Raw genomic sequence first — 13,905 nt, 5'->3', positions numbered from 1 at the left:
GCGCGCAAAGTTACCACAGATAGCCGGGACGATGCTGCCCCGAGCCTTATGAGGGCAACGCGGCAAGCATCACTCGCAATTCCTCTTGCCATACGGCCGGCTCAAGGCCATAGCGTGCCTCGCCCTTGCTGCAATCCAGCACCGACCAGAGAGGGCGCTTGGCCGGAGTCGGGTACTCCCGTGAAGTAATGGGTTTGACAGCTGGCATGCGCTCGAGCAGCCCACACGCCAACGCCTGGTGGAAAATCTCCACGGCGAACTCATACCAGCTCACCGCCGGCTGCCCGGCAAAGTGGTAAACCCCCCACTCCAACCTCCCCTCCTGCCGGCACACTGCAGCCAAGTGCCACAGGGCCTGCGCGATGCTGCGCGCCGAGGTTGGGCAACCACACTGGTCGGCCACCACGGCAAGCTCTTCGCGCTCGCGCCCCAGGCGCAGCATGGTCTTGACGAAATTGGCCCCGTGACTACCGAAGACCCAACTGGTGCGCAGAATCAGGTGCTGCATGCAGGTGGCCGCCAGCACCTGCTCACCGGCCAGCTTGCTTGCGCCATAAACCCCAGTGGGCGCGGTAGGCTGATCTTCACGGTACGGCTCGCTGGCGTCGCCTGAGAACACATAGTCCGTCGAGATATGGAAGAGCGGAATGCCCAGCCGCTGGGCCTCGGCTGCCAGATGGCCTATGCCATCGCGATTGACCGCATAGGCGGCTGCCGACTCCGATTCGGCCCGATCCACCGCCGTGTAGGCCGAGGCATTGATGATCAGATCCGGCCTGAGCTCCCGCACGACCGCCATCACTGCCGCCGGATCGGTGATATCCAGCTCGGCCGAACCCAACCCAACAGGCTCCGCCCATTGCGGTGCAAGACGCATCAGCTCATAGCCAACCTGGCCACGGGCACCACACACGAGAACGCGCATCAGCGTGCCTCTGCCGCGAGCAGATCGCGCAACAGAGGATTCACTCGATCCTTGGCAGAGAGCTGAGGATCGACGATAGGCCAGGGAATGCCCACCTCGGGGTCGTTCCAGAGCAGTCCGCCCTCATCCTCCGGCTGATAATAATCGGTGCACTTGTACTGAAAATCCGCCACCTCGCTGAGCACGCAGAAACCGTGGGCATAGCCCGGCGGCACCCAGAGCTGGCGATGATTCTCATCGCTCAGCTCCACGCCGACGAACTGGCCACAGGTCGGTGATTGCGGATCTATATCCACCGCGACATCGTAGACCACACCACGGCTAACGCTGACCAGCTTGCCCTGCGGCCGGGCACGCTGAAAGTGCAGGCCCCGTAGAACGCCACGCCCGGAACGGGAATGATTGTCCTGCACAAAAGGCAGGTCGATCCCGCACTGTCGGTAACGCTCTAGCTGGAATGTCTCCTGAAAAAAACCACGCTGATCGCCAAACACCTTCGGCTCGATGATCAGAACCCCAGGCAACAGCGTTTCTATCACCCTCACCGCGCGCACTCCTGCTCCAGAAGACGCTGCAGATAACGGCCATACCCCGTCTTACCCAACACGGCAGCCTGGCGCTTGAGACTGTCGGCACAGAGCCAGCCCTGGCGATAGGCGATTTCCTCCAGGCAAGCCACCTTCAACCCCTGCCGGGCCTCGATGGTCTGGACGAAATGGCTCGCCTCCATCAGCGAGTCGTGAGTGCCGGTGTCCAGCCAGGCGAAACCACGCCCCAGCAGGCTTACATGCAGCTCACCGCGCTGCAGATAGGCATTGTTGATGTCGGTGATTTCCAGCTCGCCACGCGCCGAGGGCCTGACCTGTTTGGCGATCTCCACTACCGAGTTGTCGTAGAAGTACAGGCCGGTCACCGCGTAGTTCGACTTGGGCCTCGCCGGCTTCTCCTCGATGGAAATGGCCTTGCCCTGTGCATCGAACTCAACCACGCCGAAACGCTCCGGGTCGGAAACGTGGTAGCCGAACACGGTAGCGCCACGAGAACGGCTGGCGGCCTCATCCAACATGGCACTGAAGCCGTAGCCATAGAAAATGTTGTCGCCCAGGATCAGACAGACACTGCTCTCGCCGATGAACGCCTCACCGATCAAAAAGGCCTGCGCCAGGCCATCGGGCGACGGCTGCTCGGCATAGCTGAGCTGAATGCCAAAATCGCTGCCATCGCCCAGCAGCTTGCGAAAGCTCGGCAGGTCATCCGGCGTGGAAATCACCAGGATCTCGCGAATGCCCGCGAGCATCAGCACCGACAGCGGATAGTAAATCATCGGCTTGTCGTATACCGGCAGCAGCTGCTTGGAAACGCCACGAGTGATAGGGTGCAGCCGAGTGCCGGAGCCCCCGGCCAGAATGATGCCTTTCATTGATTAGCCCTGTGAAATTCCAGAATATCGGATGCTCTCAGCCACCCAGCCTGTCCAGCCGGTAGTCACCACTCAAAACGCGCTGCCACCATTCGGAATTTTCCAGGTACCAGAGGACCGTCTTGCGGATACCGCTTTCAAAACTCTCCGCCGGCCTCCACCCCAGTTCCCGCTCGATCTTGCCCGCGTCGATAGCATAACGCTTGTCGTGCCCAGGACGGTCCTTGACGAAGGTAATCAAGTCACTGTAGCGCGCAACGCCAGTGGGTTTCTCGGGTGCCAGCTCTTCCAGAAGCGCGCAGATCGTTTCCACCACTTGCAGATTCCGCTTCTCGTTATGCCCACCAATGTTGTAGGTCTCGCCCACCACACCCCGGCACACCACCTCGCACAGTGCCCGCGCGTGGTCCTCCACATAGAGCCAGTCGCGAATTTGCGAGCCATCGCCATACACCGGTAGCGGCTTGCCATGGATCGCATTGAGGATCATGTGGGGGATCAACTTCTCCGGGAAGTGGTACGGCCCATAGTTGTTCGAGCAGTTCGTCACCAGCACCGGCAGGCCATAGGTACGATGCCAGGCGCGAACCAGATGGTCCGAACTGGCCTTGGACGCCGAATAAGGCGAGCTGGGCGCATAGGGCGTGGTTTCGGTGAAGAGATCGTCCGTGCCCTCCAAGTCCCCGTAGACCTCGTCGGTGGAGATATGGTGGAAACGGAACGCACTACGCTCCTCCTCCGCCAAGGCGCTCCAATAGCGACGCGCCGCCTCCAGCAACGTGTAGGTACCGACGATATTGGTCTCTATGAAATCCGCCGGCCCATCGATGGAACGATCCACATGGGATTCCGCCGCCAGATGCATTACCGCGCTCGGCCGGAACTCGGTGAACACCCTCTCCAGCGCAGGCGCATCGCAAATATCCACTTGATAGAAACGGTAGCGCGGCGAATCCGCCACCGCCGCCAAGGACTCCAGATTACCGGCGTATGTGAGCTTGTCGAGATTGGCAACCTCGAATGCCGTGTTGTCGATCAAATGACGGACGACGGCGGAGCCGATGAAGCCCGAGCCACCGGTGACCAGAATGCGCATCAGTATTTCTCCGCGTAGGGGCTGTCCCAATAACGTTTGTACATGCCCAATTTTTTCTTCAGAGCCACCGACATGCCCTGCTCCTTCTGCCCCAACTTGTAGGCAAGCAACTTGCAGGCGTTACGGAAAACGACCGATGGCCAAAGGTAAAGGCGGGACAGACCGAGAAACTTGAGTTCGGACTTCACGTAACGCAGCCCTTCCCCACCGGCCCCCCCGAAGCGCTCGCGAATCCAGGGCTCGCGAGCGTGGAAGACGCCCATGTCGAAATAGCGGCGGAATTCTTCCTGAAGACTGTAGTTATGGGAGTGCCGGCAACTCGCACTGCCGGCATAGGCCACCTTCCAGCCAGCGAGCAGCATCTTGGCCGCGACGTACATGTCCTCGGCGAATATCACATGCTCTGGAAAGCCACCCACTTCGAGCAGCGCAGCGCCCCGGTAGGCCGCGAATGAGTTGGACATGAACGCCGTCTTGATCCCCATCACGGGGGCATCCTCGAACGACTTCACCACGGAAGTCGCCGGGTAATTGAACAGGCGCGCATGCTCTGCCAGTGGCGAAGCATCCCTGTGCGGCAACTGGCGCCCGCATACCGCCCCAACCTTTTCGTCCTCGAAGGGAGCCACCAAAAGCTCGATGGCATCGACGTCCTCCAAATAGGCATCCTGAGTCAGGAACACATAGATGTCATAACCGGGGTTGCGGCTCACCATCATCTGCCGCGTGCCACCGTGGTTGAACTGGCTGCTGGGAATCGTTACGACGTTTGCCACACGAGAACGGGCCAACTCCCCCGTGCCATCCGAGGAACTGGAATCGACGATGAACAAATCAAAGGGGGCGCTCTGTTTTTCCAACGACCCCAACAGCCGGGCCAGGTCGTCCAGCCCGTTATAGGTCGGAACGATACAAGCGATCCGTGTCTTCCGATTATCGAGTAAATCCGACATGCAACCTCACGCTCATTGCCACTCTTGCGGACAGCTCTGCTTCCAGTCCGCAAAAGCGCTTTCCAGGGTGTATTGATAGGGATAGCCGTTCTCCACCAGATAGGTGGGAAGGATGTTGTTGGAGCGCACCAGCTTACGAATACGGACCGGACTGAACGGATGGCTGATGCGTAACGGCTTAGCGATGGCATCGATGGCATAGGCAGCGGTCAACAATAGGGGATAAGGCACAGCCGCAACCGCGCGCTTTACCCCCGCCACCTTACAAACGGTCTCGACATAGTCCTCAATGGACGGCCCGGGGTTCATCGACATATTGAACAGACTGAGGTGCTCGCCTTTCGCCTCTTGCTGCTGCAACACCCACCACATGGCGCTGCACAGCTCCTTGACATAGACGCCCGCCTTACGGGTGCCCCGATTCCCCATATAGAAGAAATAACGGTGCAGAACGGCCTTAATCAGGCGTGACACGTTGCCACCTTCACCCGGGCCGAACACCACGCCCGGCCGCACGATCACCAAGCGTCGATTGGCATCGTCCCGAGCTTGCCATACCTGGTGAATTTTCTCCGCAGCCAGCTTCGACCCGCCATAGGCAGTGGCCGGCACGGGCAACGAGCGCTCATCCTTCACCGCCTCGCTGGGGCCATAGGGCGAAATGGAACTGGTGAAGATCAGGCGCTTGCAACCCACCCTCTCCGCCCAGGCACAAACGTTCTCCGCCCCCAGCAGGTTGGTCTCGTAATACTCGAAATCCTCATGGCCGGGCTCGCGGTGCACGGCCGCAAAGTTGGCGATCAGCTCGACAGATTCAGCGGGAACCCAGCCGATAGGCTGACGCACATCGGCGATGACCACCTCGAGCTTGTCACAGGAACTCACCAAGGCTCGGCGAAAGGCACTAGCCTTTCGATCTAGGGGTTCGACATCGACAAGATAGACCTTCTCTACAACCTTCTGCTCCAGTAGAAAACGGGAAAAGAAGGAACCAATAAAGCCTGTACCGCCATAAATTACGGCGCAATGCATTCAGCCACTCCATAATCTTCATTTACCTCGAGAAATTGCCTCACGAGGCCCAAGTAAGCGCCGGAATTCTCTACCCACGTATTGATCTTCATGCACTTACAACCCTCTGAGCCCAGTGACTGTGTGATTGCCGCGAAGCACTGTTCCATGTCCTTGACATCAACTCGACAGTAACGCTCACTGTCGGAAAGGTGGGAATAGGAATAGGTAGTGGAGACGACATTACAGCCACATGCTAGAGCCTCTAGATCGACAAGAGGAGAGACCTCAAGCTCGCTAAAATTCAATAACACCCTGGCTCTGCGCATGAACCCATAGACCACCGAAGGGTCGCGCCTACCCAGATATATAACATTCCCCTTTAACACCCTAAGAAAGAATTTAAAACAGTAAGATGGGTGATACCAATTTATGCCGCCGATACAAACAAGCAGCGAATTAGGTGCCGCTTTTGCAACCGCATCAACAGCCTCTACTACTCTTTTCTTGGGCTCAATCCTCCCAACGACTATAAAATCAAAAAATCTCTCATGTTCGCCGTGCGCAATCTCATCAGCAACCCCGTTTTGATAGATAACGCTCTCACCCCCAGCACAGGCTGGAAAGCTTTTAAAGAAAGCCTCACTCTCCGCCTCAGAGAGAAAAACAAAACCATCAAACCGGCCAAGAAGCTCTTCAGGCTCTTTTAAAAAATGATGAAAAGAGGCCCGATCCCAAAGACAATTCCTTATGAAATTCTTTACCGCCAGTCTAAGACCAAACCTGAACCCAGGCTGAACTATAGGAGACAGCAGCAACCTCCTATACTTAACCCCCTGAAGAAGCGCCATGTTTTCATGCAACCTGGACACATTAAAAACCTGAACCAGATCCCAGCTAACCTTCTTTACTTCAGCCAGAGGTAACTCGTGAAAAAAATAGACCTTACAAGCTATCCTCTCTTCAAGCACCCTCTGATAAAATTTAGCCTGAACTAAGTCGCCACCGGATTTAACGCCAGCATCCGAACGAAGCAAGAATAAAATTTTCTTAAAATCATCAAGCATCACACCCCCCCTGGGAAACCGAAACCTCTTTAAGACCACGCAGACTCAAAACTGCCTCCAGAAAAAACAAAAATAAACACACAACAAAAAATTTCCAGTTAACAAACCCAGACAAAGACCCATGCTGAAACCAGGCCAAAGACGCCATATACAAGTATGCAGAAAAAAACAACCTCACCCTAGAACCAAGAAAAATCAGGCGAGCCAAGTAGAACAAAAACAAACCATAAAACCCCCACCAAAACACAGAAAACAGCAGCACACCCCAAAAACTAAAAACCAAGAGCAATATTGCTGGATACCCCGCAGTGAACTCGACTCCACTTTCAAGATAGCTAAGATACAAATATTCAGGCGCGAGACTTTCCATTATATACCGCATACCAACAGGCCCCTCACTTTCACTAGAAAGAATCGCACCAAACTCCTTCGCAATCTGATCATAATCAGGACCAATCGATAACACCTCATTGACACTCCCCCACCAAACGTGCCCCTGAAGCACCAGCACCCTTTCAATCAGTTGCTCACCTGCATCCAGCCCTCTCGATTGAAATCTCTCGTATTGCAGAAGAACCAAACTAGCAACCGTAAAAGCAAAAACCAGACCCAACAGGACCGTCCGCCGAAAAACAGGATAAGCCATACCATATCTTCTGCGAAATGAGACAACCCCCGGAACAAAATAAAAAAAAACAACCAAAAGCAGGGCAGAGAATTTATTCCCCCAACTCACATAATACAAACATGCAAGTATCAAAACAGAAAAAGACAAAACCCAAGAAACCCTACTTCTAACATACATAAAATAAGCACCATTCGCCCCAACCACAAACAAAATAGGGTAAAGCGCCCAATTAAAAATAGAGAGCGACTCAAGAATGGCCTTTTCTCTCCAAAAATTGAATTTTGTAATACCAACCTCCACTAAAGGCGAACCCGATAAAAAGACGTGAATAATCAGCAGCAACTCAAGAGCAATGACCAAAATCAAAACTTTAACAGAAAGCAGCGGCCTCCCAACCTCAGGAACCCTTACCACATTCGCTAAAGCCTGAAACACAAAAATCACTGAAACCACAGAGACAAACAGGACAGCAATGAGCAATAATGAAGAACCATTAAAGAATGAGAGCACCCCCTGCTCAAAAATAAAAGACGGAAATAACTCCAAATACAAACAAGAGACAAAAACACCAAAATAGCCATAGATAAAGGGAAATAACAAGGTAAAAATTGAACTAAACTTCCTCCACACAACAACCCCTAGTAAGAAAAATAGTAAAGCCCCTCCCCCCCCATAGATTACTCCAAACACGACACTTCCCCAGATTGTTTACAAAACAGCCTCAACTGCATCCACAACATCTGAAACATTACTTTCCTCAACAATCTCAGGATAGGCGTTAACATCAGAAAAAGTACCAGAAAAGCTATTCATATATACATACTCAAGAAACTCAAGCTTTTTAAACTCATCGCTCCCCCCCGAACAATACCCAATCAACTCATACATGACATTGGGAAGACTTCTTACCGCAGAGCAATACCTGACAGAAGGCAACTTACTAAAAAACATATCCGAAAAAGTAATGGCTGGCTTTCCTAGCAACCCTGCCTCGTATGCCATTGTCCCAGAGACTGTTACCACAAGAGCTGCCAACTTCAAAATATGAAAACTATCCACCACTGGAGAAATCAACCTGGTATTCGGAAGTTTCTCCACCTCGCGATAAAAACTTACAGGCCTATCTCCGATAGCATTCGAATGCTCTTTTACGTACAACTTATAGCCGACCGGAAGTGATCGAACAATCTGCTTGATCAGATTCAACTGATCGGAATAAAAATCCCCCAACACATCCACACTGGACTCCGGCTGTTTGTGCAAGGGGTATAAAACAAATCTTTCTCCCGGAAAAGCCTCCTGAAAATTTATTTCTTTCAGCCGATATCGATTGACAACCTCCCCCATACGCTTCCTTAACAACCACGACAGATTGAATCGGGTAGGGTCCGATTTTTTATATTTATACTCTTCAAAAATTGTCTTAAAAAACTTAAGGAACCATATTGCTTGAAACTTTGGAAGCTTGTTATTTTTATGCCAGTACGAAGGCTTCGGTTTCTTTTTCTCAAACGATGACGAGAACTCTTCGGCCCATCTCTTGGCGGCTTCGCGATCTTCTTCCGTTATATTTTTTCGTAACGCAAACTCGTTATGGAACCGCCCTTTAAAGAAAGCAAACCGGCTATCCGGCACGCGAACAGTAATCGGAAAATAATACGGTATGTCTATCCATTCACATACAACCGAAGTCAATAACTCACTAGCTGGTGTCGCCTCACCAATAACCATGTCAACCTTGTTTTCCAAAAGAAATCTCTTCAATAGCACATAGAGGCGAACCAGATAATTGTAAGCCTGCTCCGGCTTCCATTCCCTGACCAATCTATCCATCAGGATCATGCTATTTAAAGTGAGACTGCTCTTCCGCTCAGCCCTCTCAATCTCCTCAAAAAAGGATAACTCGTCCTCTGATAGAGGCTCACTCTTGATGGCTGCAGTCTGATCCAGAATCCTTTCTTTACTTATCCCTTTTCCCTGCAACCAATCGCGCCATTTGGGGCTAGGGCACAAAAAGAAAACAGTATGCCCCCTCCTTTCCAATTCAACAGAAAGAGCGTACACAAAGGGAGCACGATAGTGCAGCACCGTAAAACACACATTGGCCATCTATAGCGTTTCTCTAATATTTTCGAAACAGAAAACATGCGTAGCTGGAAGCTACTCTTCTATTGCATCCCAACTTACCGGGGTATTTCTTGTTACATCCCGTAAAAGTCGCTTGCCAACAACTCGTTCAAGGTACTTCGGGGCAAGACCATAACCAGGCCTTACACTTCTAATCGTAGAAGCCTGGATCACAGCACCAACCTTCAAGTCTTCCACAAAATAAAGCGATCGCCGGAACTGGACATTCCCCTGCTCACTGGACTTTCGCCCATAGTCAACTCGGCCCAAGGCGGCCCAAGCCGTCTTGCTGTCTCGACACAGGGCCTCCAGCTCCTTCGGCTCCAAGGAGAAGCTGTCGTCGGGGCCGCCACCGCTGCGATCCAGCGTGAAGTGCTTCTCGATGAGGGAGGCGCCCAACGCCACGCTGGCTATGGCCGTGGTGTTATCCAGGGTGTGGTCGGAGAGCCCCGTTACCAGACCGAAGCGCTGGATCATGTCCGGGATGGTGCGCAGGTTGTAATCCTCGGCCGGAGCCGGGTAGCCACTGACGCAGTGGAGGATTGCCAGTTCCTTGCAACCACCTGCACGTGCCGCCTCGATGGCCTCCTGAATTTCCTTGGCGTCGGCCATACCGGTGGAAATGATCATGGGCTTGCCGGTGCTGGCCACATATTTGATCAGCGGCAGATCCACCGCCTCGAAGGAGGCAATCTTGTAGGCCGGTGCGTTCAGGTCTTCGAGGAGATCGACCGCCGTGTTGTCGAACGGTGAGCTAAAGATAGTGATACCGATACGCCGCGCATAATCGAAAAGAGGAGCATGCCACTCCCACGGTGTATGCGCCCACTCATAGAGTTCGTAGAGGGTTTTGCCACCCCATAACCCCCCTTTAATCTGGAAGTCTGGCAGGTCGCTTTTCAAGGTAATGGTATCTGGGCGATAGGTCTGTATTTTTAAAGCATCCGCTCCTGCCTGCTTCGCCTGATCAATGATTTTGAAGGCGGTCTCTAAACTACCATTATGATTGGCAGACATCTCCGCAATGACATAGGGCGCGAAGTCCGCCCCAATCTTGCGCCCTGCGATTACAATTGATTCACTCATCGTCCAGCCTCTCAATAGTCAATTTATATCTATGCCCATGCAGCTTAAAAAAAGCGGGGAACCGCTCAGGGTCGCAGACACGCAGCAGATTAAATTGACTAGCAATAGTTAATTGTGGATCCAACTCACTATCGGCAGGCCCTCTGCGCGGATAGTAAGTTGGCTCGATACTGCAATCTTGAGCCATCGGCACAACGCTGTCGAAATGCTCCACGGCAAAGTCCATCAGTTCCGACTCGGCCCGAAACAACAGTTCGTTGATCTCTTGATATAGCGCGTGCGGGGGAATATCTATATGGACCTTCTTCCAGATATCCCCACTGTCTACTTTATCTTGCGCTTCCAGCAGGCTAACCGTTAACCCGGCGGCACCCTGTGTCAGCTCCCATATATGGGGGCTCCAGCCTCGCCCTCTGGGTAGATCGCTAGCATGAATGACCAGGGTCTTCTTGAAGCGCCGGCGCTCATGTTCAGTTATGATTTCGCCGCAGGAGATCAAAAAGAGAATATCCCCGGATGCAAGCTCCCGTTTACTCCGAGCCAATGCAACTTGATGAAGCGTCTTATTCTTCTCCATCCAGCGCTGGAGCATGCCATTGACCGGATGCACTTCAGAACTACACAGAATCGTTATATCCATAATTCAGCAACCGTTCGGTAATCTCAGCGCAGCCTGCCCCATTCGTAATGCTCGCCGTGGCCTGGCTCATTGCACACAAGCGGCCATCGATTTGTAAAAGCTCCGACAATGCAACCAGGCACCTCTCCTCGAAGCCAGGCTCATCCGGCGCGCCAATCAAGATAGCGGCGCCTGCGCGCTGCAGAGCGCAGCCAATTGCGGCCTGGTTCTCTGCCAATACTGCCATCAAGGCGGGCACCCCCATGCAGCAACGCTCCCAGGACGTACTCCCTGCGGCCCCGATGGCCAGATCACAATCCGCCATGCGTTGAGCCATGTCGGTAACATTGACCAGTACCTCGGTCGGCCAGGGCATATCCCTGGAAATTCCCTTGACCTCCTCCAACCAGGGAGCCTTGGCTCCCATCACCACATCGAGCCGAATATCATCCGGCAAGGCACTTCTTTTCAAAGCCGCCAATACTTTACCGGTGGCGTTGGGCTGGTCTACGCCGCCCATGGTAATGAGCAAACTCCGCAGTTTGGGCTGCCTACGACGCTCCAGGCTGTATTCTCGCAGCGCCGCGAATTCCGGGCGCAGCAAGGCGTACTGTGGCCCCACGAGCACGGCGCACTCCTTGGACACCAGCCCGGCGTAGTCTGTTGCTTGCCGCCCTAGATTCTGATCGAGCAACAGGTCGCACTGGTGGGCGCGATCAGCCAGGTCATCGATGACCATCAGCCGCTGGCAGAAGGGTCGAAGGTGCCGCTCCCATCGAATGTCCAGAGCGTAGTGGTCGACGATCAGCCAGTCTGGCTGGAGCGCCTGCAGGATGGGCAGGCAGGCCTGCGCATCCTGCTCCTGGGTAGTCCCCAGCCAGGCGGCATGGGCGGGGCCATCGCTGTCTATCGGGCTATTCGGTACACAAGGCAGGGCATGGACGGCATGGCCCTTGCCGCGCACCACCTCAATCAGGTGACCTGGGTGTTCCCGGCAGAGAAAGTGGCATTCCGCGCCCTTTTGTTTCAAGGCGTCGGCCAGCGTCACGCAGCGCATGAGGTGGCCGCTACCCATCTGCAGCGAGGCGTCCGCACGGAAGACGACTTTCATGAGCTTACCGTTTCGCCTGGGCCCGCATGGCCTTGAACAGCCACTCGGCCCGCTCCCAGTCCTCGGGAGTGTCGATGTCCTGAACGCGATGACGAGACAGCAACACCGGGGACGAGCTCGGCCCAAAGATCACCCTGCCGTCCATCCAGGCGCTGGCGCGCCCCCAGTAGAACTGACCCGCATCGTGATAGGCCTCTTCGAGGTCCTGGGAGCGCGTGTTGAAATGCTCCGGATGAAACATTTCGACGCGGCCCGCCGACGTGATGCGGATTGCTCGCTGGATGGGGAAGGCATAGCTGGTGACGGAAAAGGCGTAGTCGCAATCGTTCTCAAGCAACGACTCCAACCCCCTGCGGATATCCTCGCCGGTCACGAAGGGTGCGGTGGCGTAGATGCAACAGACCTGCTCCGGGGCCTCGTCGTTGGCGATGAACCACTCCACAGCATGGCGAATCACAGGAACGGTTCCGGTGTAGTCGTCCGAGAGTTCCGCCGGACGCATGAAAGGGACGTCGGCGCCATACTGACGGGCGACTTCGGCGATTTCGGCATCGTCGGTGGAGACGATCACCCGGTCGAAGCAACCGCTCTGCAGGGCGGCCTCGATCGAGCGGGCGATCATCGGCTTGCCGCAGAATGGCTTGATGTTCTTGCGGGGGATGCGCTTGCTGCCACCGCGCGCGGGGATGACCGCCAGCCTCATGCGCCGATTGCCTTGTTCAGGGCTGCGATTACTTCGTCCTGCTGCTGTTCCGTCATGGTTTGGAACATCGGCAGGCTGATGGCCTCGCGATAGTAGCGTTCGGCCTCGGGGAAGTCGCCGACCTGGAAGCCCATGCGCTGGTAGTACGGCTGGGTATGAACCGGTATGTAATGAAGGTTGACGCCGATGCCCTGCTCGCGCAGCGACTCGAACACCTGGCGATGGCTACTACGCAACTTGTCCAGTTGCAGGCGGATCACGTAGAGGTGCAGGCCGGAGTAGCCGTCCGCATGTTGCCAGGGCGTGATGAGCGGCAGCTCCGCCAGCAACTGGTCGTAGCGCCGGGCCAGTTCATGGCGCCGGGCGACGTAGCGGTCGAGACGCGCCAGCTGGGTTACGCCCAAGGCGGCCTGCAGTTCGGTCATCCGGTAGTTGAAGCCCAGGTCGACCTGCTGGTAGTACCAGGGGCCATCCGACTCGCGGGTCATCTTCGACGGTTCACGGGTGATTCCGTGGCTACGCAGGAGCGCCATGCGTTCGGCCAGCGCGGCATCATTGGTCAGCGCCATGCCACCTTCGGCGGTGGTGATGATCTTCACCGGATGGAAGCTGAAAACGGTGATGTCGCTGTAGCGGCAGTTGCCGATGAACTCGCCCCGGTATTTGCCCCCGATGGCGTGTGAGGCGTCTTCGATGATGCGAAAGCCATAGCGCTTCGCCAGGGCATGGATGGCCTGCATGTCGCAAGGTTGGCCGCACAGGTGCACCGGCACCACCACCTTGGGCAAGGTACCGTCACGTTCGGCCTGCTGCAGCTTCGCCTCCAGCGCCCGCGGGCAGAGGTTGTAGGTGCGCGGATCGATGTCCACGAAGTCCACTTCGGCACCGCAGTACAGGGCGCAGTTGGCGGAAGCGACGAAGGTGACCGGGCTGGTCCAGAGCCGATCGCCCGGGCCGAGGCCCAGCGCCAGGCAGGCGATGTGCAGGGCCGAGGTGGCGCTGTTCACCGCCAGCGCGTGTTCGGCGCCCACGTGCCGGGCCACGCCTTGCTCGAAGCGCGGCACCATCGGACCCTGGGTCAGGAAGTCGGACTGCAGCACCGCCACGACGGCATCGATGTCGGCCTGGCTGATGTCCTGGCGACCATAGGGAATCATGA

The 13,905-nt window shown here is 55.2% G+C and carries 14 protein-coding genes; all 14 read right to left on the bottom strand.

From position 1 onward, the window contains the following. Window positions 1-46 precede the first annotated feature (46 nt). From rfbD to pseC, 14 genes are read right to left on the bottom strand one after another with little or no spacing between them, the layout of a single operon-like run. The gene (rfbD, locus tag AAFN46_RS04370; RefSeq protein WP_347807472.1) at window positions 47-925 is read right to left on the bottom strand and encodes a dTDP-4-dehydrorhamnose reductase; all 879 of its coding nucleotides are present in this window, start codon (window positions 923-925) and stop codon (window positions 47-49) included. Beyond that, on the bottom strand, window positions 925-1,470 hold the full coding sequence (rfbC, locus tag AAFN46_RS04365) for a dTDP-4-dehydrorhamnose 3,5-epimerase (RefSeq protein ID WP_347807471.1): 546 nt from the start codon (window positions 1,468-1,470) through the stop codon (window positions 925-927). Before rfbC ends, rfbD begins: the two co-directional genes overlap by 1 nt. Further along, window positions 1,467-2,345 carry a glucose-1-phosphate thymidylyltransferase RfbA gene (gene rfbA, locus AAFN46_RS04360; RefSeq protein ID WP_347807470.1) on the bottom strand — a complete coding sequence of 293 codons (879 nt, stop codon included), beginning with the start codon at window positions 2,343-2,345 and terminating at the stop codon, window positions 1,467-1,469. The genes rfbC and rfbA overlap by 4 nt, the downstream gene beginning before the upstream one ends. Window positions 2,346-2,382: 37 nt before the next feature. Beyond that, window positions 2,383-3,441, bottom strand: a complete 1,059-nt coding sequence (gene rfbB / locus AAFN46_RS04355; RefSeq protein ID WP_347807469.1) for a dTDP-glucose 4,6-dehydratase — start codon at window positions 3,439-3,441, stop codon at window positions 2,383-2,385. After that, on the bottom strand, window positions 3,441-4,394 hold the full coding sequence (locus AAFN46_RS04350) for a glycosyltransferase (protein ID WP_347807468.1): 954 nt from the start codon (window positions 4,392-4,394) through the stop codon (window positions 3,441-3,443). Before AAFN46_RS04350 ends, rfbB begins: the two co-directional genes overlap by 1 nt. A 12-nt stretch (window positions 4,395-4,406) precedes the next feature. Continuing rightward, window positions 4,407-5,426: an NAD(P)-dependent oxidoreductase gene (locus AAFN46_RS04345; protein WP_347807467.1), complete on the bottom strand. Its 1,020-nt coding sequence runs from the start codon at window positions 5,424-5,426 to the stop codon at window positions 4,407-4,409. Further along, window positions 5,411-6,472, bottom strand: a complete 1,062-nt coding sequence (locus AAFN46_RS04340) for a glycosyltransferase (protein ID WP_347807466.1) — start codon at window positions 6,470-6,472, stop codon at window positions 5,411-5,413. Before AAFN46_RS04340 ends, AAFN46_RS04345 begins: the two co-directional genes overlap by 16 nt. Beyond that, the gene (locus AAFN46_RS04335; RefSeq protein WP_347807465.1) at window positions 6,465-7,790 is read right to left on the bottom strand and encodes a DUF6418 domain-containing protein; all 1,326 of its coding nucleotides are present in this window, start codon (window positions 7,788-7,790) and stop codon (window positions 6,465-6,467) included. The genes AAFN46_RS04340 and AAFN46_RS04335 overlap by 8 nt, the downstream gene beginning before the upstream one ends. Before the next feature lie 18 nt (window positions 7,791-7,808). Further along, on the bottom strand, window positions 7,809-9,209 hold the full coding sequence (locus AAFN46_RS04330; protein WP_347807464.1) for a hypothetical protein: 1,401 nt from the start codon (window positions 9,207-9,209) through the stop codon (window positions 7,809-7,811). Window positions 9,210-9,260: 51 nt separating this feature from the next. Beyond that, window positions 9,261-10,313: a pseudaminic acid synthase gene (gene pseI / locus AAFN46_RS04325; RefSeq protein WP_347807463.1), complete on the bottom strand. Its 1,053-nt coding sequence runs from the start codon at window positions 10,311-10,313 to the stop codon at window positions 9,261-9,263. After that, window positions 10,306-10,923 (bottom strand): formyltransferase family protein, encoded by a 618-nt coding sequence (locus AAFN46_RS04320; RefSeq protein ID WP_347807462.1) that lies wholly within the window; start codon window positions 10,921-10,923, stop codon window positions 10,306-10,308. Before AAFN46_RS04320 ends, pseI begins: the two co-directional genes overlap by 8 nt. Window positions 10,924-10,930: 7 nt before the next feature. Continuing rightward, complete coding sequence (gene pseG, locus AAFN46_RS04315) at window positions 10,931-12,043, bottom strand: UDP-2,4-diacetamido-2,4,6-trideoxy-beta-L-altropyranose hydrolase (protein WP_347807461.1); 1,113 nt, start codon at window positions 12,041-12,043, stop codon at window positions 10,931-10,933. A gap of 4 nt (window positions 12,044-12,047) precedes the next feature. Further along, a complete protein-coding gene (pseF, locus tag AAFN46_RS04310; protein WP_347807460.1) occupies window positions 12,048-12,746 on the bottom strand; it encodes a pseudaminic acid cytidylyltransferase in 699 nt (232 codons plus the stop codon). Next, window positions 12,743-13,903 carry a UDP-4-amino-4,6-dideoxy-N-acetyl-beta-L-altrosamine transaminase gene (gene pseC, locus AAFN46_RS04305; RefSeq protein ID WP_347807459.1) on the bottom strand — a complete coding sequence of 387 codons (1,161 nt, stop codon included), beginning with the start codon at window positions 13,901-13,903 and terminating at the stop codon, window positions 12,743-12,745. The genes pseF and pseC overlap by 4 nt, the downstream gene beginning before the upstream one ends. Between the last annotated feature and the right edge of the window lie 2 nt (window positions 13,904-13,905).

This window comes from Pseudomonas sp. CAU 1711 (genome assembly GCF_039888625.1).
Taxonomy (GTDB): domain Bacteria; phylum Pseudomonadota; class Gammaproteobacteria; order Pseudomonadales; family Pseudomonadaceae; genus Aquipseudomonas.
The sequence above is the reverse complement of the archived record's forward strand: the minus strand, read 5'-3'. Positions and strand labels throughout refer to the sequence as shown.